This window comes from Pseudoalteromonas sp. MTN2-4, from assembly GCF_042848605.1.
GTDB lineage: Bacteria > Pseudomonadota > Gammaproteobacteria > Enterobacterales > Alteromonadaceae > Pseudoalteromonas.
On record NZ_BTGK01000013.1, the window covers coordinates 16,505 to 42,715 of the forward strand.

Here is a 26,211-nt window from a genome sequence, read left to right on the forward strand (position 1 = left end):
TTCTTCAAATAAGGTGATTTTGAAATTTAATTATTAAAAACATGATATTACATATATTATGTACTGAAATAGCTAAGTAATGAGTATAAGAATAAGGATTAATTAAATTCATGAAGTATTTGATGAGAGGGTTTTTACTGTTGTGGGCGGGTATAAACTTTACAGTGCAAGCTGATGTAATTTTTGATAAATCTCGCGATCGTTACATCCCCATTGAAATTTCACATCCAGCTCAAACTGGCGCATGTAAAGCTCAGTCACCTTGCTCCGTTGCTTTCATAAGTGCGGGATATGGCGTATCACATCTAAATTATCAATTCATTGCCAATTTATTAAAACAAAGAGGCCATATGGTTGTGGCAATTGGCCATGAGTTACCAAACGATCCGCCTTTGTCTGTGTCAGGTAATCTATATGAAACGCGCAGTGAAAATTGGTCTCGAGGTGCAGTCACCCTTGATTTTATTCGTAATAATTTGAAACCGCGTTTTAAAAACTATGACTTCGATAATCTAACTTTAGTTGGACATTCGAACGGTGGTGATATCTCAGCCTGGCTTGCTAATGAAGGCAAAGACTATATTCAAGATATTATTACCCTAGATCATCGCCGCGTACCTCTGCCTAGAAGAGACGATGTCAAAGTGTTATCTATTAGAGCCAGTGACTTTCCTGCCGACAAGGGGGTTTTACCTACAGTCAGTGAGCAGCAAAAGTTTGGTAGCTGCGTGGTGACAATAACGAAATCGCGCCACAATGATATGGAAGATAATGGACCTGAATGGCTCAAAACCAAAATAAACGCTTTGATAGTGGGTTTCTTAGAAGAAAATAGTTGTGCTCAGCTTGCGAATGATATCCATCCTCTTAATTAAGCGATTTATTTTTAGGCAAGGAAAACTTGTCGATAACGTCGCTCATGCCTCCTGCTATCGCTGAGGTACCTACAGCCATGTAGGCAAGGCGGAAATTTTGCTATTTAGTTGTTCTAAATAAGAAATTTTCAACGAAGTTAGCGTCAGTTTTAGTCCCTCAAAATGATTGAGTATTATTGAGGGTTGGTATAAAACCAGTCGTATAGACCCTTTGTAAGTAATGAAACGTAATTAACGCATAAAGCGAAGGAAAAACAATGTCAGAGCAAAAGTTCTTGATAAAAGTCGCAAGCTTTGAAGGTGTTAAGCTCGCCACAAAGTGGGCTGAAGATGAGGGTTGGAACCCAGGGTTACATGATGCGAAGCTGTATTATCAAGTAGATACCTGTAGCTTTTACATGGGCTATTTAGGCGATGAACCGATAGCGAGTATTTCAGTGGTGAAATACAATGATGACTTTGGCTTTCTAGGGTTTTATATCGTCAAATCTGAATATCGCGGTCAAGGCTATGGTTATCAACTTTGGCAACAAGCGCTCACACATTTAGATGGTTGTAATGTCGGTTTGGATGGCGTAGTTGATCAACAAGATAACTATAAAAAGTCAGGGTTTAAGTTGGCTCATCGTAATATTCGCTTTGTTCGAAAAGGTGGTGTTATTGAAAGCATAGAACAAGTTGATGCAGAAAATATTAAGCCTTTATCGTCACTTGAGTTTAACGACATTAAAAAGTATTGTGCTGCATTTTTTCCAGCAGATAGACACGCGTTTCTAAAAGGCTGGATCACGCAAAGTGATAGCGTGGCTTTAGGTTACGTTGAAAATGGCGAACTTATAGGTATAGGTGCAATTCGCCAGTGTGCGTCGGGTTATAAAATTGGCCCTCTGTTCGCAGATTCGGCTGATATTGCTAGTGCACTTTATCTGCAGCTAATTTGTCATGTATCTGAAAATGACGATATATTCCTAGATGTGCCCCAAGTTAATGATGATGCGGTTAAATTGGCTGAGCAGTTTGCAATGAGGCAATGTTTTGAAACTGCCAGAATGTATACGCAAACCCAGCCTGAAATTCAGCTTCAGAGAACTTACGGTATTACCTCATTTGAAATTGGTTAGAGAAGGGTTTAGCAATCTTGGGGCGATTGAAGATAGTGTGCCCTCTGATTGCTCTTATTTTTCAACATTAATTCTTAATCACCAGAACCACATTATTAAACGTCTAAATGTAAACTTTGCCTCTTTTAGTTATAACTTCCCAATACACTGAAGATCTATTTACGGTATAGGAAAAAATTGTTGTGCTAGCGTGTTTGAGCAAGGGACTTATTGCTTATTTTAAAAAAGTTGTTGTTTAAACATTGAACTAAAGCATTATGACCATATCAATTAAGAAGATAACCAAGTTGTTGAGCGGGTTTGATTGCTATGCAACTTAGCCTTTTATTTTTTTATGGAGAGAGTCATGCATTTAGCACAATTGAATATAGCCCGCGCTAAATATCCTTTAGATGCCCCAGAAATTAAAGACTTTGTTGATAATCTCGATGTGGTAAATGCCACCGCGGAACAAAGCGAAGGCTTTGTTTGGCGCTTGAAAGATGAATCGGGAGATGCGACGAGCATTCAAGCGTTTGATGACGCGAGTTTGTTAATCAATATGTCAGTATGGACAAGTCCAGACTCCCTTAAAGATTTTATGTTTCGCACCCATCACCGTGATTTTATGCGACGTAAAGGCGAGTGGTTTGAAAAGCTAAATGAAGACTCTTATGTATTATGGTGGATTGAAGAGGGGCACATTCCCACTGCCGAAGAAGCAAAAGCGCGTTTACAATATTTAAGAGAGCATGGTGACTCGCCTTATGCGTTTACTTTTAAAGCCAATTTCACGCCTGATGATTTATAAAAAGAAAATAGTTAAACTCTTTTAGGAAGATTGTGTTTAAAAGAAGGAAGTTTTAATGATTGAAAAGTGCCCTAAATGTAATGGAGAAATGGATATTGGGAGAATGCCAATCCCTCTAAAGTACCTGTTTGGATACAAGTCTTTAAATCAAGAACAACCATCGTTTGAGTTGAATGTGGAAAAAGCTAAAGCATGTCTTGATTGTGGTTATATTGAGTTATATTTAGATCCAGAAAAGCTTAGATCTAAACTGGGTAAATAGTGAAGACATTTGTTTTTATGTTAATAAAAACAAATGTCTCAGTTTATAGGATAAATCCCTTTAAACTTTTTGATGGAGCGTGTGTTCAGAGGCTGTCTTAATTGCAGCTTGCTGGCGGTTGCCGAAAAGTAATTTTGCTTATGAAATTTAAGAGGATCGCCCTTAGCTTCGATATTTAGAAACTTGAATAACTCAGAAAGCTGAGAGTGTGGCTCACTCACTAAGTTTTCATAGTCGATACGCTTAAAGCTTTCGCTAAATACTTGCTGCCAATGGGTACCTAGCTTAATAAAGTTGTCGTAAAAAGCGTTGATATGTTGCCAATCAAAACTGTAATGATGAAAAGGGCTGTTTACTTGATAGGCTTGTCTAAAGTTACCAACACAGGTATCGAATCTATTACGCACTAGCCAAATGATTTTTGCATTGGGAAACAGTTTTAAAATCACGTCGACGAAGTAGAGGTTAAACGGTTGCTTATCTATACCTCTTATATTGTTTTGTCGCAAGTCTGTTTGCGTGTTGTCTTGGTTAAGTAGCTGGCTATATTGCTTAAGTAGTAACTCAGGGGTATCCGAAAGGGTTGATTCTATTTGTTTATAAAACCCCGTTTTGATGTTTAGTAATTGAGGTAAAAAACTCAATTCGCCGAGTCCTTTGAGTTGTGGTTGCGTTGCTAAAAGCTGCTCTAACAAGCTGGTGCCAGAGCGGGGCATGCCAACAATAAAAATAGGGGAAATGCCTTGGTTACCAGTTTTGGACGTATTTGTAATAAACGCATCAAGCTTTTCACTAATAGAGCTTTGAATACGATTTAAACAAAACTGCTGGTGGGCGTTTGCGTCAAACTGAACGCTTTTTGCAGGTTTTTGTTTACTTAATTCAAAGTTATGCCATGCGGCTTTGTAATCTTTTTGTGCTTCTATATATAAGGCTTTGGCATGGTTTAAATATTGGCTTTGAGGCTTCTGTTCGAGGGCCTTTTCTAACAAAACGGGAATGGCACTCGATTTGTCAGCTTTGAGCTCAGCGAGTGATAAATGCGCCAATTCGTGTGAAGGCTGTTGTTTTATCATAGACTCAAATAACCTTTCAGCTTCTGGTATTTTGCCTGCCATTTTTAAGCATATCGCGTAATTTAAACTAATGTTTGTGTTCAATTCATCAAGTGAATGGGCTTGCTCGAATAAACTGAGTGCGCGATATGGTTGGTTTAGGCGAAGCCATAAATTAGCGGCCAAATCTAGCTCTATTGCTGAGGCTGAAAGTGGGTGTGCGGTATCTAAGGTTAAGCCTTTGAGTGTATTCTCGCATTGTTGATGATCGCCCGCCAACAATGCCGTTTTCGCAAGCTGAAGTGTAATCGGTAATGATGGCGCTAAACTCAGTGCTTTGCTAATAATTTTAAGCGCTTTGCTTTTATCGCCAGCGAGTAAATTGAGTTCAGCCAGAAAGCACCAAGCCTGAGGGTTGTGGGGTTCTTGCTGTAACCAAGACACCAATAAAGGGTGCGCTTTGGTGAGCGCGCCCTTTGTAAGGTATTGTTTTACTTGACTGGCTAAGGTCATTTATAACTCAAACTGGTAGTCGAATTTAAGACCAATAGTACGAGGTGTGGTCACATAGTGTCCATAAACACGTTGTAACTGGGGTAGTGATTTTGAAAGCTCTGGATATTTACCTTCGCCCGCCCAAGACTTATCACGACGCACCGAGGTTTGTGCGTATTTATCGAATAAGTTGTTCACGTATAGGGTCGTTGACCAAGCTTCACCGGCAAGTCTAAAGCTTAAATTACTCATAGCGTAACCCGCTAAAGTTTCACCGTCAGCTTTTAAACCTACTTTTGTGATCACATCACTTTGTGCTGTTAACCCATAGTTTATAGTCAGCAGTTTGTCTTCCAATACGTCGGTATTGTAGGTTACGCCAAATGACAACTGATGTTTAGGCGCCCCCGGTAATCTATCGCCTTTTTCACCATCGTAGTAAGGTTGATATTTGGCGATTTCTTCGCTGCTGTAGTCGTCTTCAGAGAAAACCGCAAACAGTGCAGGCGCGTCTTGCGTTAATTTTGCATCGGCATATGAATAAGTTAAATAAGTACTTACGTTATCGGTTAATATTGCGCGAGTCGCAAATTCAATACCTTTACTCTGAGCTTCACCGGCATTTGACGTAATAATGGCTTTACCGTTAACCGTGGTTGCTTGAATTTGTGCATCATTCCACAGCACATTAAAGGCTGCGATGTTCAAATGTAGCTTGTTCTTAAACCAAGTCGATTTTAAACCTAACTCATAGTTAGTGGTGGTATCTGGCTTGTAATCAACTTCGTGTGGCAACGCACAGATTATCTGTTGATCAGGCAATACGTCAGGGCATGACATTACGCCATTACCGCCACCTAATCTAAAGCCTTCGCTGATAGTGAAGTAGGTCATGATGTTGTTGTCCCACTTATAATCTACATTAAACTTAAATAACGACCCGTTGTCTCTGGCTTCAACCAGTTCCATTGGTACTTGATTGATGTTGCTAATATCACCTGAATATAGCGGTGTAACAGCACCAGACAGCGACTTTACTTCATATTCATAAAAGCGCGCACCGACAGTGGCGTTTAGTTTATCGCTAAACGCATAGCCAACTTCACCAAAAATAGCTTGCTCTTTATTGTTGTATTCACCGAGTGCTAAATACTCTAAGTCTTTTTCGATATTGGTAATATCGCCGCCCCAAAAATCGCTAAGGCCCGGCGTATATTCACGATCGTCTGAATTGCCTTCGGTTTTGTTGTAATAGACACCAGCGATCCAATTAAGTGCTGTGTCGGTTTTCGACACTAAACGAATTTCTTGTGTGAGGTTTTTCACTTCACTGGTGTCGTCAGTTAATGCCGTAAAACTAGGGAAGTCAGCGTAGCCCGGCCAAATATCATAAAGCAGATCGGTTTGGTCACGTTGACCCACTTGTTCGTAGTCTGTTAAACCCGTAGCAGAAACGAGCTCTGCAAAGTCTAAATCTACTTTTAATTCAAGGCTGAGTAGCTCATCTTTTTGGGTATTTGGCTCTAATACACGATATGCCGACTCGTACTTACCGACTTTGTCAACAAGCGGATTGCTGCTCGCCAAACTTTGATATTGGCTAATGCTGTTCGCGCCGTTTTCTTGTTTTTGATAAAAGTAGTTTAGCGTCGCTTCAAACACATCAGATGGCTGATAACGAAGAGAAATGCGCGCTGTGGTAATGCTTTCGTCATTGGCGTCTTTATGTTGTGTGATGTTTTGTGCGACTTCTTCTGAGTTGTTCCAGTCAATATCTGGCTTGCTAACACCCGGTGTTTTAACAACATAGTTGTAATCGATATAACCTGGGTTGGTGTAATGATTAAAGCTCGTTCTCAGTGCTAGTGTATCTTCAACCAATGGCAGGTTTAAAACCGCACCAAACTCGCCGCCTTGGCCGTCGCTTTCAGATAGGGCAAACACATCACCGCTCACTTGTACTTCAGTGTAATCAAGCTCTGGCGCTTTTAGCATGTAGCGAATAGCACCGCCTAATGTACCCGCGCCATAAAGCGTACCTTGCGGGCCAATCAGCACCTCTACTCGTTCAATATCGGTTAAACGCAGATTAACACTGAGTGGAATTTCACCTAAATAAGTGGCAACCGTACCAGAGTCAGAGGCGCGCTCAGATGAATTTGTATTCAAACCACGAACAATGATAGGAGAGCTTTCACGGCCGCCCTGATCGGTAATGGTTAAACCCGGCACCCAGCGTGATACAGATTCAAGATCAGTGATGTTTTGCTGCTTCATCACATCATTGTCGACCGCTGTAATATTGAGTGGTGCTTCTTGTACAGTGCCTTTTCGTCGCGTTGCCGTTACCTGAATGGTCTCAATTTCTTTAGAAAGTTGCGCTTTTAACTCAGTATTAGGCTGAGTTTGCGCGTTTGCGAATGTGCTTGGTAAAACCGCAGTAGAGACTGCAAGGGCAATCATTGAAGGACGAAAAAGCGAGAACACGTAAAACCTCATAGTTAATTTGAACGTCATTGTGAGAATGGTGATTCTACTCATGTTTATTCAAAAATAAAGAATTAATATTCAATTTTTTTGGTTTTTTATTAAGTTTTCTTTTTCTTTTTGCTTTATTTTCTAATTATTATTTAACTATTTACAAAGTTAACGTTTTTCTCTTTTTTAGAAACTGATTGATGTTCGTTTAGCAGGCTTTAAAAAAAGTAACATGCAGGATTAAAATGATGAGTGACTTGGCGCAATGGATAGTTGCACTTTTGAGTGGATATTTTATCGCATTTGGTTTCTTGGCTTTGATTAAACCTGAGCGTGTAAAAACGTTCTTGCTCGCATTCGCTCAATCACCGAAAGCCAACTTTACAGAAATGGCTTGTCGTTTGGTGGCAGGTATGGCTTTAATTTTTAATGCTGCGAATATGAAATGGGCGCTCGTATTTAGTGTATTTGGCTGGGTTTTGATAGGGACAACTCTTGGATTGTTAGTGATACCCTGGCAAAAACATCGTCAATTTGCACAGCGGTTTGTGCCGCCTGCGCTTAAATATCTCTTTTTAACAGGCATAAGCTCGATAGCATTTAGTGTTTGTTTATTTTGGGCCAGTTTTGGTTAGGTTTGAATGGTAAAAGGAAAAGACAGCTCAAAGTATGCGCCGCTTTCACTTTCTAAGCAGGTGATATTCCCCTGCATTTTTTGGGTGATTAAGTTAAAGCAAATACTCAAGCCCAATCCTGTCGAGCCTGAATTTCGGTTTGTGGTGAAGAATGGGTCGAAAATTTTATCTATATCCTTCTTGTTTATTCCGCACCCATTATCTTGATAGTGAATGAAAAGGTTTCCGTTGTCTTGTTTTACTTCGAGTTGGATGTGCCCAGCTTGTTGAGATTTAAAGCCATGAATAAGTGAATTAATGACAAGGTTGGTGATCACCTGAGAAAAAACGCTGGGATAAGTGTAAATACGTTTTTGAAAATCACAGCGAATAGAAACATCAACTTGGGCGCGTTTAAGCTCATGTTTTAAACTCGTGATGATTTCGTATAGATAATCTCCTATTTCAAACTCTCAGGCTGCTTCAGATACTTGGTCAGCAGACACTTGCTTAAAACTTTTGATCAGATCTGCAGAGCGACACAAATTTTTGAAAATGATATCGGTTGCTTGTAACTGCTCTTCAAGAATGCGTTCAAATTTTTGGCTTGATAGTTTTTTATCTTTGAAATCAGAATAGATCTCTGTTGAAATCGCGCTTAGGTGGGTGACGGCTGTAATTGCGGCCCCTAATGGTGTGTTAACTTCGTGTGCAACCCCGCCACTAAACCAGCAAGTGACGCCATTTTTTCTGATTCAACGAGTTGCTTTTGCGTTTATATAAGCTGCTGGTTGATGTTTTGTAGCTCTTCGTTATGTGCTTCTAGTAGCTTGTTTAGGGCTTGTTTACGTTTAGATAAATACCATAGGTTTGCCGCAAGCACAGCAAAAGCTAACAATGCGCCTAGGCTAATAAATAGCACATTGGTGGTTTGTTATACTTGTTTTTCTTTGACCTGCAACGCTTGTTCTTTTTCTTTGAGGTCATTTGATAAACGATTTAATTTTTGAGTTTGTTGTTCAATGTATTGTTGGTTTTTATCAATAAGTGCCGTTAATTTGCGACTTTGCTCGTTCATTTTATCAAGCTCATTTTGAGTCTCGCTCACTTTATTTTGTTTATCTTCAAGAAGGTGCTCTTTCTGAGCCAGTTGACTTGCAAGGTCGTCTAATTGCTTTTCATGATCAAACTGAGTCTGTTTGATTTTATCACTGAGTAGAAGTAGCTCTTTGTTTCGGTTATTTATCTGCGCTTGTTTTTGTTCTATTTGAGTTTGCTTACTTGTAATAGTTTGTTGTTGGTTTTTTATATGGTTGTTTAACTTATCGATTTGTTTAGCTGAATTAGAGAGTTTAGCGGTCATCTCTTTAACCATATGAGCAACATCAATCTCAGAACCACCGAGTAAGACAATATCTTTACTGATTGTGAGTCACTGATATAGCAAGTTATAGCGGTTAAGGTTAAAAGACAGCATTTGCTTGTCGGTTTTATAAAAGTTAATGCCAATCAATTTGTTATCAGTGACATATTCGCTGAAGAGCAATGTTGCTCGGTCGCCTAACAAGGCATTAGTCCCCAGAAATATATCTATTGTAGCTTTGTCCTATTACTAAATTATGTGCGCCTGTTAAAAGCACATGTTCTGCTTTAGAAATGCGGCTTAATGTTAAAGGGTATTTAGACGCCCCAGAGTTCGCCATATTTTGAAGGTCCTGCCAATATTGGTCGTCATTGCCCATGAATGCGACATTCAACTGCTGAGGCCTGTTTGGCCAATTTATATAGTGACTAAATTGGCCAATAAAAGCTGATTTTAGGGTTTGTTCAGAGATAGTGTCTTCAGTATTACTGTTAATGCTGCTTAGCATGACCACGATGCAGAATATTAAAAGTAATAGATATTTCATACTCATACCTAAAACTGCCAAGTAAGCTCTAGCGTACCATTACGACCTTTTAACGGTATGCCGGTAGGGTGGGCTGATACAGTAGAAGGGTTATACAACGTATCATCGAGTAAATTATTGATGCCAAATTTTAAGGATAGCTTAGGGTTTAATTGATAATGAGGATATGCCCTGAGATACCAAAAACCAGCAATCTTGTTATTCAGCTCTGTTGAGGTTGGTGTTTCTCTTTTGGAGCGATAAGTTGCAGATAATTGATAGGTTAAGTTGTTTAATGAATGCTCTAGCTGAATACTTGCTAAAGTTTTTGAATCTCTAAACGCAGAAATAGGTCTTTTTGTGAAGTAGGTGGCTGTTGTTCTAAGTTTGATATTGTTGTGTAACTCCCAAACCAGCTCAGTTTCTATGCCGTGACCATATTGAACGGTTGAACTAACTTGGCCTGCCAGATTCTCACTCACCAGTCCATTGATAATGGGGTCTGAAAAATGGTTATAAAATAGATCAACCGAAAATAGCAGTTGTTCGCCTGTGAATTGTGCGATGAAGTCGGTGGTTTTTATAGATTCACTTTCTAAGTTGGCGTTACCACTTCGAGTGATGCCGCTAAATAACGTTAATTCACTGAGCTCTGGTGCTCTGAAGGCTTCGCTATAAAGTAGTTTGTATTGCCAATGGTTATTCGCTAGATAGACTTCCCCAAGCCTTGGCGTGAATTGCGTTTTAAGATCTGGATAGCGATTAAAGCGGCCACCGATAACCCAATTTATCTTTGCGAACGATGTTTGATATTGCGCATAAGCGCCAATGAAAGGCTGAGAGGTTTCACCACCAATTTGTGTTTTATAGTCAACATTAGGGTAATGCTGAATAGGGTAGTTTTGCTTCAGCAATGCGGGTAGGTCGTAATTGGTAAATCCTTCGGCTCGTTGTTCTTTGTTAATTTGCCATTCAAAGCCAAATTGCACACTCGACTCTTGAGTTGCTTGCCAGTTGTTATGCAAAGCAAGAGCTGCTCTAAAGTCTTCAAATACCCCATAGCCAAATAGGGGGGGCGTCACTGCTCGGTTCACTGATTTTACTGAACACGCCACTTAGGGGACTTTGTTTGCCATTCTTCAACGTGGTTTGTAAGTAGTCAAACTGCAAACGCGATTGAATACTGTCAAATAAGTTAAATTGATGCTCAGTCAAAAATAGTAAAGCACTATGGCGTGAAAAGTTATGCTCATTACTGGTTCGGGCAATATGATAAAAATCATTCATATCCAGCTGCCTAAAATGTATGGTAAAGGTGCAGTTTTGATTATGTACTTGGGCATGTAATGTCGTTAAGTCATAGGGGTCTTGAGTATGTATAGGTTGCTGAGTAAAGGTATTATTTACTATTTAGTCGCTATCTGACGCTTCAATAGGATTTGCTTGAATATTCCAGTTATAACCGTCAAAGTCACCGGAGTTAGCTACAAAAAGATCGTAATCTATGTTGTTACCCGTTGCTAAACTGACCGACTTTTCGGTTTTTTTGTAATGATATTGATAACACCAGTAAATGCATTACTGCCATAAATTGAAGAGCCAGGGCCGCGAATAATTTCAAGTCGTTCAATATGTGCCAAAGCAAATTTAGCTAAATGAGCCGCATTACCTGAGCGCGGGCCATAGATTTTATGGCCGTCGAGTAAAAATAGAATTTTTTACTCGATGCGCCAAAGGTCAGTGCTCGTGAGGATGCTGAGTACTCGTAGGGGTAATTACTATAGCGTGTAACTTGATAGCCCGGCACAAACTCTAGTATCTCGTGTAAATACCGCAACGGGAGAGGGGATATCAGCAATGGCTTTTTTGGTGAGTGTGCTGGTGACAATTTTTATATTAAGTAAATCTTGCAGTAATAAACTATAAACAGCCTTAGTTTCAGTAGTTTTGATTTCTGCATAGGCATTAAACATTGCAACGCAAAAAAAGAGGTAAATAACCGCCTTTGAGTAATCACCCATACAATGCAACCCATCATTGCTGCTTAGTTACATAAAGCTCCTAATAACGCGAATTAAAAAAGGAATATAGTAAAACTATTACATTGTGCAGATTTAAGATGTTTTAAGACTTTTTTATTGTAATAAAAAGGCGAAAATTGTGTGTGCTCTCCAGATCCGTTGTCTAACCAACTCGACCTAATTTGTTTGATAATAAAACATAGTTTGGTTGATTTTTTTTATAATCTCATATTCTAGACCTAGGTGATTATACTCACCGGGTTCAGGTAGCTTTTCTAAGTAATTCATCATTATGCCCCAGTGATTGTCTCCTAACCCTCCAAAAATAATATTCAGACTATTACCGTTAACTCTGGTTATGGCTGCAACTTTGAATTCTGTCATTGTATTTCTGAGGACTTGAGTTTTAGAGGCAAGTAACAAGTCTGCTGGCGCTTCGTTAAGCGGAGTTATTTTGAATTCAGCCGACGGTATAAAGCCGGCAGCTCTTGAAGGTGAATATTGCAACACTTCTTCATGACTAAAAAATGAATTATTGATGCGAAACACGTCCTCTGACGTTTGCTGGACGATTTCGATATCACGTTGTTTTATTAAATTACTCAGTTCAGTTTCGGCGTTATCGAGAAAAGGGTTAATGATTTCAAAACGTTGTTTTTCACATTTATCATGTTTACAAATGACGGTATTAAGTAATTGTATTTGTTGTTGTTCACTAATATTTAGATAGGCACGGCCAAGAACACCATAGTTAAAGTTCGCAAAGCTCTGTTTATCTTCATTGCTCTCAAAATTTGTAGCTCTTAAATCCATTATGGCAAATGGGTAAAAAGAAGGTAAATACGCAAGCTCTAATTTTGTAGCGGGAAGCATTTGCTTAAAGTGCTTTAATATTGAGATATATTCGTCATTAATTACTTTATTAAAATATTTTGGCGCTTCAGCCAGACTATTGATTGAAAAGCAAAGTGTAAAGCATGCGAAGATAAATTTGAGCATAGAAATCTTCATTTTTTATTACAAATCATATCAACTATTTAAGAATGTGCAAAGAATAAAGTGGCTTTACTCTTCAGTAAAACGAATTAATATGCGAGGCCGAACTTTTATTGTTGTGAAGTTGAATGTTTGAAGTATTTATATTGGCTGTCGCGCTGAGTATGGACGCCTTTGCGGTATCGGTTGGACTTGGCGCTAAAAAGCAAGATAGTTTGCGTAAAGTTGCTTTGATGTGTGCGATTTATTTCGGTGTATTTCAGGGGGCGATGCCGCTAATTGGGTACTTGGGTGGTTCAGGTTTAATGAGCTGGATAGGTGGTTTTAAACAGTCGATTGCATTTGTAATACTTTGTGGAATTGGCGCAAAAATGGTATACGAAGGGGTTGACTCTGAGGAGAAGGCTGAAATTAAACAGTTAACACAAAAAGTAATGTGTTTATTGGCTATTGCTACCAGTATTGATGCGATGGCAGCTGGGTTTACATTAAACTTAATGTCGGTAAACCCTTTTATAGCCTGTTTAGTCATTGGTGTAATTACTGCAGTGTTCAGTTACTTAGGCGTTTTGGTTGGCAATAAGTCTGGCACGTGGTTAGAAAGCAAAGCTGAATTGCTCGGTGGCGTGGTATTGATTTTGATTGGATTTAAGTTTTTATTGTTTTAGAAATTAAACAAAAAGGAGAAGATCCGCTTCTCCTTTTTGAATGATATGAAGAGTTTTGTGTGAGCATTAGTTAAGCAACGAACAGCTCACAAAATAGCAATTAGTTAAAGGTGTACAATGCTGTTTGCATTGCCATCTGGATCGTTAATCGCTTTGCCATCCACACTTGGATTACCATTACTCATCATGATAACAGCACAAGCTGCAGGTGAAGCCATTGAAGTACCAGACATCGTCGTTGTACCACCACCGCTAAGTGTTGAAAGAATGCTTACACCAGGTGCTGCATAGTCTACTGGTGGATTACCATAGTTTGAGAAACTCGCAAAATGGTCGTTAGAATCAGTTGCAGAGATTGTGAATACACGGTTGTGTGAAGCACTTGCAGCAGAAACATTAGACGCATGCTGGCTTTCGTTGCCTGCTGCAATCACAAAGAAGGCACCTGATCGCTGCGGAGCATTTTCTACCGCATCGTTTAGTTCTTGGTTAAAACCACCACCTAAGCTCATGTTTGCACAATCACCAGCACTTGCATTTGTTGCAACGTGGTCGATACCCGCTAAAACGCCAGACCAGCTACCTGAACCGCGAGAATCTAATACTTTGATTGGTAATACTTTTGCACCAGTAGCAACACCGACCACGTCAATGTTGTTGTCTAACGCTGCGATAGTGCCCGTTACGTGAGTGCCGTGACCATTACCATCGTCCACACCTGCATCACGGCCTTTCGTGAATGCGTTAAAACCGCGTGAACTGACAACATTTAAGTCGGCGTGGTCTAAGTCGATACCAGAATCTAAAACCCAAGCTGTGTAGTTGCTGCCATCTACAGGACCACCCAAACGAGTTACACTCCAAGGCGTTGTTTGGCCATTGCTACCGTCACCAGAACCTGGCTTGCCTTTGAATGCTTTAGCCGGGTTTGCGTGTACCATATCATCAGGTGTAAAGCGCATAATATCAGCGTTATTAGCAAAAGCTGCTTTTGCTTTATCACAACTCATGTTGACAGCCATGCCTTTAATGGCATTTTTATAAATATGTTTTGCTTTGGTATTACTTGAAACCAACATGCCGCGCGCTTTACCTTCTACATCAAACTTTGAGCGTCATCGTTGAAGCGAACAATACAGGTGTTGTTTACTTCTAAATCTAAACTTGCCCTTTGGAAAGTAGCTGGCTGAGCAGATACCATTTGTGTTGCACACACAGCGATAACAGCACCAGCGATCAGAGTTTTATTCATCTTGTTGTCCTTTATTTATATTTCAAGTTAATTAGTTGTTGGCTTGGTGTTTCAAAAGTTAAATTGTGACGGGGTTTTGTTAAGGTGAGAATTGAATAAAAAATACTCATCGGATTTCGTTGGGGATAGTTTGTGTAGAAATTTCTACTTTAAGATATAAATATCTCAAAATTTCTATTTCATGAAAGTATTATGCATTTTCCATGTTTTTTAATTTAAATAAATTATTCCCATGAGTAGGTGTTTTGGTTTTTTTAGACTTTTAGATGGTTAAAAGTAATGGTTTTATTCAAGCGTTTTGTGATGAATTTTGTGACGATATCCATTTTATTGTCATTATTAGGTGTTTTAATTGTTATAAGTGAACAAATAAAAAGCTTATATGAAGAGATTACTAGGTTTAGGTTTAATACTTCTAGCAGGGTGTAGTGCCAAGCAAACCAAACTATCGAATGAGGAAGTTCAAGTCGGTGTGCGACCATACTATTTACTTGAACAGCTACCAGAGTCTGAGTTAAAGAGGCGACTTAGCGCGTGTGAAGCTTCGAGCTTTAAAAAGACGGACTTTTCAATAGGTCATCGCGGTGCCCCTATGCAATTTCCTGAGCATACTAAAGAGTCATATATGGCTGCGGCTAAAATGGGGGCTGGCATTTTGGAATGTGATGTGGCGTTTACCAAAGATAAAGCTTTGGTGTGTCGACATTCTCAATGTGATTTGCATACGACAACGAATATATTGGCAGTGCCTGAACTTGCAAAGAAGTGTCGTATACCCTTTGTTGGCGGCAGTAAAACGGCAAATAAAAAAGCGCAAGTACAATGCTGTACATCAGATATCACTTTAGCTGAGTTTTTGCTGCTTGAAGGGAAAATGGATGGGGCTAATGAATATGCTGCAACAGCTAAGGAATATATGCTAGGTACTCCTCATTGGAGAACTGATTGGTATGCCTCTTCTGGGACTTTAATGACCCATAAACAAAGTATTGAGTTATTCAAACAGCTTGGGGTTAAAATGACACCGGAGCTTAAAACCCCACAAGTAAAAATGCCATTTGAAGGTTTTACACAACAAGCCTATGCAGCCAAGCTTATCTCAGAATATAAACAAGCAGGGATCTCGCCATCAGAACTTTACCCACAGTCTTTTTTACTCTCAGATGTACAGTACTGGATAGCAAAACACCCAGAGTATGCTGAGCAAGCTGTTTATTTAGACGATAGTTATGAATTGCCTGGATTTAATCATGAGCAGCCAAGTACTTGGCAGCATTCAATGGCTGAACTCAAAGCCATGGGAGTGAATATTATTGCGCCACCACTATGGATGTTGGTGACATTAGATGCACAAAATAATTTGACTCAGTCGGCATATGCCATAGAGGCGAAAAAAGCGGGTCTTAAAATAATAACATGGTCATTAGAGCGCTCTGGACCACTTAAAGATGGCGGTGGATTTTATTATCAGTCAGTTAAAAGTATCGTGAATAATGATGGATTTACTTTAACGTTGCTTGATTTTCTTGCTCGTGAAGTTGGCGTTATCGGCGTATTTAGCGATTGGCCAGCAACAACCACTTTTTATGATAACTGCCGCGAACAGGTGTTGTAGTAACTAAGATTTAGTAATAAAAAAGCCCCAAGAAACCTTGGGGCTTTGCACAACTAATTTTCAGGGATTAGAAGTTATATTTAAACTTAGCATACACTTGGCGACCTAAAGCACTGTGTGTTTTATTGTCTATACCAGACCATTCTGAAGGTGCTTGAGGGGCTTCTTCATTCATGAGGTTTGCAGCACCAGCGGTTAAGACCAAATTATCAAAGCCCATATAGCTGACAGATGCGTCAAGTGTTGTCCAAGAATCAATTTTGAATTTATTACCATTTGCGTCAGCCAAATCGTTATACTCGTCAATGTGACTGAAACTTAGGGTCGTCAGTACATCATCTAGTTCCCAATCTATGCTGGCAGTCCATCTGAACTGTGGATGTTGATATTCGCCATTTAGATCTTCAGCAACAATGCTGGTATTACCATCTTTGTCACTTTCAAAAGATTGCTCTTCAAAGTTCAATGCATAGCTTAGCTTGTAATCAAACTTGAATAGACCCATGTCTCTGGTATCAAGTTTATAAGCGAGATTTACATCAAAACCATCCGTTTCGCGACCACCAATGTTCACGAATGTATCGTAAATAGTCTGAATACGGCCAGGTGTACTGCCTTCATTCGGGCCACGTACAACTAATTTAGGATCGGTACCACAACAATCAACTAGCTTTTGCGCGCCAATTTTCTTGATTAAGTCTTCTTGGTCATAGTTCCAGTAATCAACACCAATTGAGAAGTCTTCAGTCGCTTGCCAAACTACACCTAAGTTGTAGTTGGTAGAGGTTTCTGGCTGTAGGTTTTTGTTACCAGCCACAACTGCTGTGTATTCATAAGGTTCACAATCAAGTTCTGACTTGGTGATTTGACAGCGCTCTTTATCGATAACACTTGGCGATTCATCAGTACGGCCTAAGTGTAACTGAACTAAAGAAGGGGCTCTGAACGCCGTGCCCCAAGAGCCACGAACAACTAAGTCTTCATTTGGTGACCAACGGAATGCGATTTTAGGATCTGTGGTGTTACCAAAGTCACTGTAGTTTTCATAACGTAAAGCAAGTTGTAACTCTAAATTTTCAAGTACAGGCACGTTGAATTCAGCAAAAACCGCAGTGTTATCACGATCACCATTTGCTTGTGTTGCCTCAGTACCAAAAATTTCACCTCTTAGGTATTGGCTATCTGGATTGTCTTCAATTTTTTCGTAGCGGTGCTCAACACCGAATGCAGCAGCAACGGCACCTTCAGACATTTCAAACAACTCACCTGAGATAGTTGCATCAAATGATTGCATGCTAGAGCTACCATAACGGGTTGTTGTGGTTTCAATGAAAGCTAACCCTTCAGCGGTATTTGTGCTTGGTTCAAATGGATTCCAGCGACCTGTGTTAATTGCTTCTTGAGCACGCAATTTGTTAGGGAAACCATCAAAGCCTTTTTCTACAGCGCTTGAACGAATGGCAGAGTAAGCTGTTTCCCAGTCCCATTCATTGTAAGTGCCGCGCGCACCAATTACAGCACGGTAGTATTCAGAATCAACGTCTTTCTTACGGTTACCAATATCATAAGTACGACGACGCATTGAAATGTCCATGCCGTGTAAGAAATGATCAGCGTCGTTTGCTAAAGGGTGATTCGGGTTATCACCGCTCATAAACAATTCAGTAAAGCTCGGGCTACCCGCACCTTGAATAAAGGTTGACGCATGTTGAGCTGAAAACTCCATAAAGCCTTCAACGCCGTCAGTGATTTCTTGAACGCCGTTGTAGTTAAAGCTTATGCGCTCAGTTGATGGCACTAGACTCATATGCGGCGCATAATCGTAACGACAAATATCGCCAATGATTAAATCGGGATCACATTTATCATTGCCCCAAACATCTGCAAAAATGGTTTGTTTTACTGGTGTACCATCATCGGCAATGCTCTTGGTTGGTAAACCATTCCACTGTGCATCAGTCACTGTGTAGGTGTTGCCTAGTGAATCAGTGCGCGTGCCTTTAAAAGCTTCGATACTGCCAGGAATACCCGACGAGCTTAAAGAGTTGTTACCGCCACGAAAACGTTGATCTGCGGTCGATGCATAATCGCGGTCGGCATAAAAAACGTCACCGCGCTTGAAGTAATCTAAAGAGAAATTGTGATAGCCTTTATCACTTGAAGAGCCCCAAAGTAAGGTAAAGTTTTGCTCTTCACCGCCACCATCTGCGGTATCTGAAATTTTGCCTGCAACTTCAAAGCCATCAATGTCGTCACGCATAATGATATTGATTACACCAGCAACCGCGTCAGAACCATAAGTCGCAGATGCACCATCTTTTAGGATGTCGATGCGTTTTACTGCTGAAACAGGAATGGTGTTTAAATCAACGAAAGAGGTTTCGATGTCTTTGGCAAATGGGCTAACGGCGACTCGGCGACCATTAATTAAGACCAAGGTAGATGATGCGCCTAGACCACGAAGTGCCACACTTGAACCGCCGTTGGCAGTATCATCACTCGAGTTACCTTGCGTACTGAATGTGCCAGCACCAGATACAGGTAGCTTTTGAAGTGCACCGATTAAGTCAGTTGAACCAGTTGCTGCTAAGTCTGCTGCTGAAAGAGATTGAATTGGAGAAGGGCCTTCCATATCTGTACGTTTAATATGTGAGCCGGTGACTTCAATGCGTTCTACTTTATTTTCATCAGTGTTTGCAAGCGCTGAATGTGAGTTAGCAACAATGACAGCCATTGCTACTGCAGATAGTTTATTGATTACTTTCATATTTTCCCTGTTAATCTTTGTTGTCGTTATTTTGGACTACATTTTTTTAACACACTAATAACATGAATGGAATAGAATTTTTATCTGTAAATGCATCAATATGTTTCTATTGAAAAACTTTTCTAACCGAAACTTGTTGAATTTACTGCAATGCCCTTGAATTTTTATTATTTGCGAATGCGAATTAATTCCTTACAAATTAAAACATTTTTTAGAATGCACATCTGGACGAATCTCGATATGTTTCTAATTGAGGAAAACATTTATAAGGAATCCGATCGTGCGCCCAACTTTAGCGTTATTGACCCTACTTACTTTATCTGCATGTGGTTCTGGTGGTGGTAAAAATGAGCCAACAAACACCCAAACACAAAATCAATCTCCTGTAGTAACGATTTCAGGTGAGGATCAAACTCTTTCATTGAATACGCTTCGATTGACCACCAACATTACTGAGCCAGAAGGTGAATCTGTAATCGTAGAGTGGAGTAGTGACCATGCTGGCGTAAGTTTCAAAGATGCATCAGAGAACGGTGTATTGGTGCAAATGCCAACGGTAAGTGAAGATCAAGAGATTTCAGTCACAGTTAAGGTGACTGATAGCGCGAATAATACAGTGTCTAAATCATTTACAATTTTAGTTAAGGCGCTACCTGATAGTGCGCAGATTGATTTGCGGTCAAGTTATGAATTTTTGGCAGGTGAACTTGTCACTGTCACTGCAAAATATTCGATTGACGAAAATATTGATGACCTTAATTGGCAGCTTAGCGACCTGACAGTGAATGATATGGATGTGTCGACTTTTAGTCGCAATGGTGTTGCCCAATCTACAGTCCAATTTACGGCACCAGATGTGACTGACGAGCAAGCATACACACTTTCATTAATACTCGACGCTGCTTCAGGGCAAATCTCGCGTTCGACTCAGTTAACTATATTGCCAAAAACGGCTGATGAATTAGTGGTTAATTTAGATGCAGTGTATGAAGGCAATGAAAATGACCAAATGCTGATTAAACCTATCATTCAAACTTCAGATAGAGTTGTTTCTTATCAATGGCGATGGTTAGACAAGTCTTTAGGTGAACTGGTCGGTGAAACAAGTAAAGATGTCGTTATTAACACTCAAGCTGTCGAAAAAGATGAGATTGCAAGGTTAGCGCTAGACGTCGAAACCCAGGGTGGCGTAAAGAAATCAATTGAAACACAGATCAAAGTAAAAAATGTGGTGCAGACCGGAGGGCTTTCACTGGCAGTAAACCGTGTTTATGCAGCACCCGGACAAACAGTGACGGTTCAGGTTAGCGCAGATAACACCAATGATATTGAAAGTTATGAGTGGCGTGTTGATGAAGAGGTGTTTACTCAAAAAACAGAGTCGGCAACAGAACTTTCGCTTGTTATGCCTAACCAAGATATTTCGATGCTCAGTACGTTAGTGAATTATAAAGCCACTTTTAAAAATGGGGTTGAAGTTGAAAAACAAGCAATCTTTGCGCTAATGAGTGAATCAGCAATTAAAGCCACATTAGATATAGAGCAATCGACAGATTTACCTCAACTTTATAAAAACGAAACACTGACTTTTAATGCGTTAGCGATTGATAAAGCTGGCGTGTTAGATAGTGTTGCGCTTGACGTATCGAACGTGAGTTACGCAGATCTTGATACTGCAACACTGACACAAGATGGTTTAAATTTATCTTTTACCTTGAAAGCTTCAGATATTTTGCTCGATAGAGAGTTGATGCTTAGAGTTGTAATGAATGCCGGTACGGTTTCAACGACAGAGTATGTTTCGGTCAATCTTAATAAAAGTAACTTGAAGTTATTTGCAGGTTCAGAAAAAACCTATATTTCAGGTAGTGACTTTTATGTATTTGGTTATGGACAAGAGCGTTTAAATAACCCTATCAACGCAATGAGCTGGTCAACGAATTATGATGGCCTAGCAATTGAAGCTCTGAATTCAAGCGATGCGAAAATCACTAATGAGACAACGAGCAGCTTTCCTACCGTGACACTCAGTGCTCGAGATAGTGAAGACCAATTGATACAAGCCGATGTAAGAACCAATATGACGTCTCGTATTTATGATAAAGGTGAACGCTATACTTGTTATTTCAGAGCCAATGAAGTGCTTTGTCGAGATAATTCAAATACATTGCTTGATGTAGGGGAGCTTGCTGCGCCAGTTAAAGCGGGCGTAACCAAAGGAGAGTTTGTTTGCTTACTCAATAATGATGACCAATTGAGTTGTCATGGCGAAGGGCCCTTGTCAGTGCTTGAAGTACCAGAAAGAGCGGGAGTGGCTAACATTGTTGCCGTGAGTAATTCAGACATGTGTGCACAATATAGTTCAGGTAATTGGCAATGTTGGGGCGAACAGGCAGATTATTTCAATAACTTGTTTGTAGGCAAAAGTCATATTGATAATCTAATTGGTACACAACAGGGCGTGTGTTTAGTTAACTCAGGTTACATTGAGTGTTATAACGATAAAAGTGAACAGATTTATCAAGATAAACGCAGTTTTGTAAAGTCGCTAGAGTTTGTAAACATATTAAACAAGGTGTGTTACACCACTGAGCGCTCAACATTACGAACATGCCCCGATGAAATTAACTAATTAACGTTCATAGAATCAAAAAAGAGCCTAAATGGCTCTTTTTTGATTTTATTAGGCACAAACGTCGTTAAAAAGTTGTTTTGCTAATTTTTTCAATGTACCAGGTGCCGGATGCGTATTAGCAAATGTGCGTAAGCCATAAATACCCATTACAAAATATCGCCCTCTACATTCCGCTGAACGTGAATCAGAAATATCACCCTCATTTTGAGCACGAGCAAATTTATCGGTAATTGCTGACTGCCAAGCTTCTAGTTGCTGACTAATCAAGGTTTGTACTTCGTCATCCTGTTCTGCCAGTTCATTGAGTGCTTTTGTTAGCAAGCAGGCTTTACTGGTATCGCAGCTTAAACACTCTTCGACAATATGTCCTAGATAGGTTTCTAAACCTTGTTTACTTGAATCGCTATCGATGAAAAAAGCACAAAATTCATCGTTTCTGTCTTGGTTATATTGGGAAATTGCTGCCAGTAGTAGGCCGCGTTTATTCTCGAAAGCACAGTAAATAGACCCAGGGTGAAGACCCGTTGCTTGTTTTAGATCTTGCATACTGGTTTTAGTGTAGCCCTTATTTAAAAAGGCCTGCATGGCAGCTCGAAGCACTGCAACTTTGTCGAATTCGGCACTACGCATTGTATTTATCTTGAAGTGTTAGTTAAACAAGTTTAAATCAATTTGAATGTTTGTTCAAAAAATATCTTGAACGATCATTCAAATAGGGCTATCTTGAATAAACGTTCAAGAATGTTACTTAAAGAGAAACTCCATGACTGACAACCTATTTCAACCATTTGCATTAAACAGCAGCATAGAGCTAAAGAATCGTATCTTAATGGCACCGCTTACGCGTTGTATGGCCGACGACAATCTAGTGCCGACTCAAGCGATGGCAGACTATTATGCCCGTCGAGCAGGTGCAGGCCTAATTATCACAGAGGCAACCCAAATTAGTGCAGACGGCCAAGGTTACCCAAATACACCGGGTTTATTTACGCCTGAGCAAATCAATGGCTGGCGTGTTGTCACAGACGCAGTACACAAAAATGGCGGAAAAATCTTTGCGCAAATCTGGCATACAGGGCGAGTATCACACCCATATTTTTACGAAGGCAATAAGGTACTTGCGCCAAGTGCTGTAAAGGTTGAAGGTACTGTGCCGAGAATGCGTGATCTTGAATACCAAACACCAACCCCTATGACGCAAGCGCAGATCCAACAAATGGTAGAAGACTTTGCACAAGCTGCATCGAATGCCATTGATGCTGGTTTTGATGGCGTCGAGATCCACGGTGCTAATGGCTATCTTGTTGACCAATTTTTACATTACTCAAGTAATACCCGTGAGGATGAGTTTGGCCAGACACCAGAGAATATGGCACGTTTTCCACTACAGGTTGTAGATGCAATCAGTGACCGAATTGGCGCAGACAGAACCGCATTACGTATTTCTCCTGGGGCATATTTTAATATGGAAGCAGACGGCAGAGACAAACTTGTGTTTGATTACTTGTTAGATCAATTGGCTGAACGCCAACTAGCTTATTTGCATGTGGGTATCTTCGATGATGCCATGGAATTCGACTATTTAGGTGGTACAGTAAGTCATTATATTCGACAGAATTACCCACATACGCTGGTGGGTGTGGGTGGTTTTTCTGCAGAGACAGGAAGCCATGCAATAGCTGATAATAAATTCGATTTACTGGCGATTGGTCGACCTTTCATTGCAAACCCAGATTATGTTGAGCGTGTTCAAGCAGGTGAAACAGTGGTTGAATACTCAGAAGAAATGCTAACACAACTTGTTTAGAACTGAGATTTTAGCAAGATAAAAAGTTTCTCGATTAAAAATTCACTTAGACCAAAGTGCTTACTCTTTAGTAAGCACTTTTTTATATTCTCTAATTTCTTTACTTTATCTTTTGTAATTCAAATCGACCAGCAACGGTCAATCCCGTTATTTTTTTCCCTTCGAATTTAAAAACAAACTCATTGCCAGAAACGGCACTGATGAATTTCGAGGTGTTTTCCGGCACGAGTCGGGACGGCATAACGTCCCCCGGATTTTGAATTGTCACTTTGCCATCATTCACGCTAATTTTAGAGATGAAGTCGCCATTATAACCAATGTCAGTGAGTAGCAGGTATTCCCCTTTATAGGCGTCTAATTGCTGGGGGTTTAATGTGACTGGCTGAATGACAGTTTGCTCTAAGAATGCAACATCATAATGCTTAGATAATGTTGCCATAATTTCGTTATTTAGTGTATTTGCGTTGTCACCGTTGGACATCACGACAAAAGCATCGCCTTTATTTACTAACGCTTTAAAGTCATTTGTGAAGCCAAGATTTTTTCCACCGTGTCCGAATGCAAGTTGTCCATCAACGTCCATTAATGCAGGGCCTAGGCCCCAATCATTTTTATGTTTGGTAAACATGGCTTGTACGGTTTCTTTTTTCAAAATACCATTTTTCTTACCCTTCATAATGGCTTGCATATGAGAGGCATACTTTAAAATATCAGTTGGGGTTGTCCAAAGACCAGCCGCTGGTTTTTCAGGGTAATCATTGAATACAGCTGAATGCATATTGCCATCACCATCAAATGCGGCACTGGCTCGTTTCTTAAGATCATTTGGTAATGTATGTGCGTAGGTGCTGTTCAGCATCCCCATAGGTTTAAGAATGTTTGCATCGGTAAACTCAGCAAATGTCTGTCCGCTAATTTGCTCAACTAGTAATTGCATAACCGTGTAGCCACCTCCAGAATAACGCCATTCAGAACCTGGTGTTAACACAACTTCAACTTTAGCCGTGTTACCTTTGCCATCTAAGACATCGATAGTTGAAGGAACGTTATCACCTGTTGAATAGCCGGGGAACCCGTGAACTGATAGCCCTGCGGTATGCGTAAGCAATTGCCTGAGGGTTACAGGTGTTTCTTTAGATAGCTTAGCGCCAGTTAATTGATAACCTCTTAGGTATTTATTTACATTTTCGTCTAAAGTCAGCTTTCCTTGCTCAACTAATTTTAAAGCAGCTAACGCACCTATGGGTTTACTAATTGATCCCGCCTGAAATAGCGTATGTTCATTTACTGGTTGTTTTGTCTTGCTGTTAGCAATGCCAAAGCCTTTAGCCCAAATAATCTCGCCATTTTTTAATACAGCGATGCTCAAGCCCGGTACATTTTCGTCAGCCATTCTCTGAATTAAAGTTGTCTTAGGTTGCGCTTCTCCTGCAATAACAATGCTTTTTTGAATATGTTGTTCGATTGTGTCAGCAGCATGGGTTGGTTGGCTAAGCGTGCCTGCGACCAGTATCAAACTACTCGCAATGGCAATATTAATGGCTTTCCTTATAAACATAATGGTTTCTCAATTATTCGATTTGGGTGGAGTCTAATATTTAAGCTATCAAAGTTGTTGATTACTTACTACTCAAATGAAATGCTTGTTTACAAATAAAAAAACGGCGAGTGCTAGCTCGCCGTTTTGTTTGGGGGATCTTCGTCAAATAAAAGTTTATTGAAAGTACTGAGTCAATGCTTGTTTTAAGTGCTCTGCCATCGCGTCGCGGTGATATTTTCTGACACCATAACTTTGCTCTAGGTGAATAAAGCGTTTTGCTGAAGCATCTGCGCTTTTGTGGCAACTATCAACAGAGCCATTGGAGTGACGACCTTGAACATTCCACGTGCCACCTAGGCTTTTAGTATCGTTACCATAAACACAGGCTTTAATTTTGCCACCGGCTTCTACATTTTTTCTGAGCAGTTGCATAATACTGTGTTCATCGTTATTGGTTGCGTAACGCACACCTTCACTTAAATTAAGCATTAGGTCGTTATCTGTACCACATTGAGATTGCAATTTGGCGCGAGTGGTAGAGCCAAAGCCGTGATATTGAATAAACACGGTCGTGTCATCGTAGTTGCTAGCTTGTTCGTGAGCGACCTGAAAGTATGACTCGGTTTGGTGCGCAACGTCGCTTGCAGAGTAATTTGTGCCTGTACATTCGCTAATATCATGACTGCTGTCACGGCGTGTCCCTGCAAGCATTAGTAATTTGCTCTGTGTGTGAAAGAAAGCGTCAATTGATTGCGTACCTGTGAAAGAGTCGCGCTTTGGGTGAGGTGCTTGAAGTACCGCATTTAAGCCATTTGGGTTAAGCACATAAGTGCCACCTCCTTTAAAATCTGCACTTGGCAATTGGTTTTTCTCTTGTAATAAGTAGTAAGTATTACCCGTATCTACATCTGAAAACTGAATAACTAGGTAGTCTATTTGTTGGGCATATTCTTCAGCAAGCGGCCAATTTTGTTGATAAAAGGCATCAAACATTTGCTCGAATGAGTGTTGCTCTTGTGCTGATGGCATCACCCAGCGGTTATCGGCTTTGGTGCCATAGTTATATGACTTCAAATGCTTGTCTAACTCACCAGACATCATGGTGATTGCTTTTGAAGGAAAGCTGAAAAAAGTAATGAGAAAAAGAACGCATGTGATAATGACGTAAAACACCAGTGGACGAGCACCATTTGATGTATTGGCTGTTTCAGATCCGAATAAATGCATATTGCACCCCAAATATGTTGAAAACTGACCCAGTTACATCCTTGGGAATACTTAAAAAGTATTAGTCTGTTTTTTAAATTTACTAAAGTAGTAGTATTAATATC

General features: G+C 40.0%; 26 protein-coding genes. 9 read left to right on the top strand and 17 right to left on the bottom strand.

Annotated features, from left to right (window positions below):
- Positions 1-110: 110 nt before the first annotated feature.
- The 4 genes from ACGHEH_RS20310 to ACGHEH_RS20325 all read left to right on the top strand — a co-directional run bounded on the left by ACGHEH_RS20310 (position 111) and on the right by ACGHEH_RS20325 (position 3,048).
- On the top strand, positions 111-875 hold the full coding sequence (locus ACGHEH_RS20310; RefSeq protein WP_390449193.1) for an alpha/beta hydrolase: 765 nt from the start codon (positions 111-113) through the stop codon (positions 873-875).
- A 257-nt stretch (positions 876-1,132) separates the two neighbouring features.
- Positions 1,133-1,996: a GNAT family N-acetyltransferase gene (locus tag ACGHEH_RS20315; RefSeq protein WP_390449196.1), complete on the top strand. Its 864-nt coding sequence runs from the start codon at positions 1,133-1,135 to the stop codon at positions 1,994-1,996.
- Between the two features lie 346 nt (positions 1,997-2,342).
- Positions 2,343-2,786 carry a DUF3291 domain-containing protein gene (locus tag ACGHEH_RS20320; protein ID WP_390449199.1) on the top strand — a complete coding sequence of 148 codons (444 nt, stop codon included), beginning with the start codon at positions 2,343-2,345 and terminating at the stop codon, positions 2,784-2,786.
- Positions 2,787-2,841: 55 nt separating this feature from the next.
- Complete coding sequence (locus ACGHEH_RS20325) at positions 2,842-3,048, top strand: hypothetical protein (protein WP_390449202.1); 207 nt, start codon at positions 2,842-2,844, stop codon at positions 3,046-3,048.
- Positions 3,049-3,086: 38 nt separating this feature from the next.
- On the opposite strand, the gene ACGHEH_RS20330 is transcribed toward ACGHEH_RS20325, so the two are convergent.
- Together ACGHEH_RS20330 and ACGHEH_RS20335 are read right to left on the bottom strand one after the other, a co-directional pair.
- A complete protein-coding gene (locus tag ACGHEH_RS20330; RefSeq protein ID WP_390449205.1) occupies positions 3,087-4,616 on the bottom strand; it encodes a tetratricopeptide repeat-containing sulfotransferase family protein in 1,530 nt (509 codons plus the stop codon).
- Positions 4,617-7,061 carry a TonB-dependent receptor gene (locus tag ACGHEH_RS20335; protein ID WP_390449371.1) on the bottom strand — a complete coding sequence of 815 codons (2,445 nt, stop codon included), beginning with the start codon at positions 7,059-7,061 and terminating at the stop codon, positions 4,617-4,619.
- Between the two features lie 260 nt (positions 7,062-7,321).
- On the opposite strand from ACGHEH_RS20335, the gene ACGHEH_RS20340 reads away from it, so the two are divergent.
- Positions 7,322-7,711, top strand: a complete 390-nt coding sequence (locus ACGHEH_RS20340; protein WP_390449208.1) for a hypothetical protein — start codon at positions 7,322-7,324, stop codon at positions 7,709-7,711.
- Here the strand turns inward: ACGHEH_RS20340 and ACGHEH_RS20345 are convergent.
- The 9 genes from ACGHEH_RS20345 to ACGHEH_RS20385 all read right to left on the bottom strand — a co-directional run bounded on the left by ACGHEH_RS20345 (position 7,708) and on the right by ACGHEH_RS20385 (position 12,599).
- Positions 7,708-8,028 (bottom strand): sensor histidine kinase, encoded by a 321-nt coding sequence (locus tag ACGHEH_RS20345; protein WP_390449211.1) that lies wholly within the window; start codon positions 8,026-8,028, stop codon positions 7,708-7,710. The two genes, ACGHEH_RS20340 and ACGHEH_RS20345, sit on opposite strands and share 4 nt — an antisense overlap.
- 437 nt (positions 8,029-8,465) lie before the next feature.
- Positions 8,466-8,612 carry a hypothetical protein gene (locus ACGHEH_RS20350; RefSeq protein WP_390449213.1) on the bottom strand — a complete coding sequence of 49 codons (147 nt, stop codon included), beginning with the start codon at positions 8,610-8,612 and terminating at the stop codon, positions 8,466-8,468.
- Positions 8,613-8,624: 12 nt separating this feature from the next.
- Positions 8,625-9,053: a hypothetical protein gene (locus ACGHEH_RS20355; protein WP_390449215.1), complete on the bottom strand. Its 429-nt coding sequence runs from the start codon at positions 9,051-9,053 to the stop codon at positions 8,625-8,627.
- A gap of 208 nt (positions 9,054-9,261) precedes the next feature.
- The gene (locus ACGHEH_RS20360) at positions 9,262-9,600 is read right to left on the bottom strand and encodes a YfiR/HmsC family protein (protein ID WP_390449217.1); all 339 of its coding nucleotides are present in this window, start codon (positions 9,598-9,600) and stop codon (positions 9,262-9,264) included.
- A gap of 8 nt (positions 9,601-9,608) precedes the next feature.
- Positions 9,609-10,673 carry a TonB-dependent receptor plug domain-containing protein gene (locus ACGHEH_RS20365; protein WP_390449219.1) on the bottom strand — a complete coding sequence of 355 codons (1,065 nt, stop codon included), beginning with the start codon at positions 10,671-10,673 and terminating at the stop codon, positions 9,609-9,611.
- On the bottom strand, positions 10,627-10,866 hold the full coding sequence (locus tag ACGHEH_RS20370; RefSeq protein WP_390449222.1) for a hypothetical protein: 240 nt from the start codon (positions 10,864-10,866) through the stop codon (positions 10,627-10,629). The genes ACGHEH_RS20365 and ACGHEH_RS20370 overlap by 47 nt, the downstream gene beginning before the upstream one ends.
- Before the next feature lie 233 nt (positions 10,867-11,099).
- On the bottom strand, positions 11,100-11,294 hold the full coding sequence (locus ACGHEH_RS20375) for a TonB-dependent receptor plug domain-containing protein (RefSeq protein WP_390449374.1): 195 nt from the start codon (positions 11,292-11,294) through the stop codon (positions 11,100-11,102).
- A 63-nt stretch (positions 11,295-11,357) separates the two neighbouring features.
- Positions 11,358-11,600: a hypothetical protein gene (locus tag ACGHEH_RS20380; protein WP_390449225.1), complete on the bottom strand. Its 243-nt coding sequence runs from the start codon at positions 11,598-11,600 to the stop codon at positions 11,358-11,360.
- Positions 11,601-11,777: 177 nt separating this feature from the next.
- The gene (locus tag ACGHEH_RS20385) at positions 11,778-12,599 is read right to left on the bottom strand and encodes a hypothetical protein (protein WP_390449228.1); all 822 of its coding nucleotides are present in this window, start codon (positions 12,597-12,599) and stop codon (positions 11,778-11,780) included.
- Positions 12,600-12,724: 125 nt separating this feature from the next.
- Here ACGHEH_RS20385 and ACGHEH_RS20390 point away from each other — a divergent pair, with 125 nt between their 5' ends.
- Complete coding sequence (locus ACGHEH_RS20390) at positions 12,725-13,264, top strand: manganese efflux pump MntP family protein (RefSeq protein ID WP_390449230.1); 540 nt, start codon at positions 12,725-12,727, stop codon at positions 13,262-13,264.
- 104 nt (positions 13,265-13,368) lie between these two features.
- Here ACGHEH_RS20390 and ACGHEH_RS20395 read toward each other — a convergent pair whose 3' ends face one another.
- Both ACGHEH_RS20395 and ACGHEH_RS20400 read right to left on the bottom strand, forming a co-directional pair.
- Positions 13,369-14,343, bottom strand: coding sequence for a S8 family serine peptidase (locus ACGHEH_RS20395; RefSeq protein WP_390449233.1), 975 nt, complete (start codon positions 14,341-14,343; stop codon positions 13,369-13,371).
- Positions 14,344-14,360: 17 nt separating this feature from the next.
- Positions 14,361-14,516 carry a hypothetical protein gene (locus ACGHEH_RS20400; protein WP_390449236.1) on the bottom strand — a complete coding sequence of 52 codons (156 nt, stop codon included), beginning with the start codon at positions 14,514-14,516 and terminating at the stop codon, positions 14,361-14,363.
- Positions 14,517-14,898: 382 nt separating this feature from the next.
- Between ACGHEH_RS20400 and ACGHEH_RS20405 the strand changes: the two genes are divergently transcribed.
- Positions 14,899-16,131: a glycerophosphodiester phosphodiesterase family protein gene (locus ACGHEH_RS20405; RefSeq protein ID WP_390449238.1), complete on the top strand. Its 1,233-nt coding sequence runs from the start codon at positions 14,899-14,901 to the stop codon at positions 16,129-16,131.
- Between the two features lie 67 nt (positions 16,132-16,198).
- Here ACGHEH_RS20405 and ACGHEH_RS20410 read toward each other — a convergent pair whose 3' ends face one another.
- The gene (locus ACGHEH_RS20410) at positions 16,199-18,865 is read right to left on the bottom strand and encodes a TonB-dependent receptor plug domain-containing protein (protein ID WP_390449377.1); all 2,667 of its coding nucleotides are present in this window, start codon (positions 18,863-18,865) and stop codon (positions 16,199-16,201) included.
- A gap of 313 nt (positions 18,866-19,178) precedes the next feature.
- Between ACGHEH_RS20410 and ACGHEH_RS20415 the strand changes: the two genes are divergently transcribed.
- Positions 19,179-21,530, top strand: a complete 2,352-nt coding sequence (locus tag ACGHEH_RS20415; protein WP_390449241.1) for a hypothetical protein — start codon at positions 19,179-19,181, stop codon at positions 21,528-21,530.
- 51 nt (positions 21,531-21,581) lie between these two features.
- Here ACGHEH_RS20415 and ACGHEH_RS20420 read toward each other — a convergent pair whose 3' ends face one another.
- Positions 21,582-22,163 (bottom strand): TetR/AcrR family transcriptional regulator, encoded by a 582-nt coding sequence (locus tag ACGHEH_RS20420; RefSeq protein WP_390449243.1) that lies wholly within the window; start codon positions 22,161-22,163, stop codon positions 21,582-21,584.
- A 133-nt stretch (positions 22,164-22,296) separates the two neighbouring features.
- On the opposite strand from ACGHEH_RS20420, the gene ACGHEH_RS20425 reads away from it, so the two are divergent.
- Positions 22,297-23,340, top strand: coding sequence for an alkene reductase (locus ACGHEH_RS20425; protein ID WP_390449246.1), 1,044 nt, complete (start codon positions 22,297-22,299; stop codon positions 23,338-23,340).
- A gap of 100 nt (positions 23,341-23,440) precedes the next feature.
- Here the strand turns inward: ACGHEH_RS20425 and ACGHEH_RS20430 are convergent, their stop codons facing one another.
- Both ACGHEH_RS20430 and ACGHEH_RS20435 read right to left on the bottom strand, forming a co-directional pair.
- On the bottom strand, positions 23,441-24,898 hold the full coding sequence (locus tag ACGHEH_RS20430) for a serine hydrolase domain-containing protein (protein WP_390449249.1): 1,458 nt from the start codon (positions 24,896-24,898) through the stop codon (positions 23,441-23,443).
- 156 nt (positions 24,899-25,054) lie between these two features.
- Entirely contained in the window at positions 25,055-26,107 is a 1,053-nt protein-coding gene (locus ACGHEH_RS20435; RefSeq protein WP_390449251.1) for a hypothetical protein, read from the bottom strand.
- Positions 26,108-26,211 lie beyond the last annotated feature (104 nt).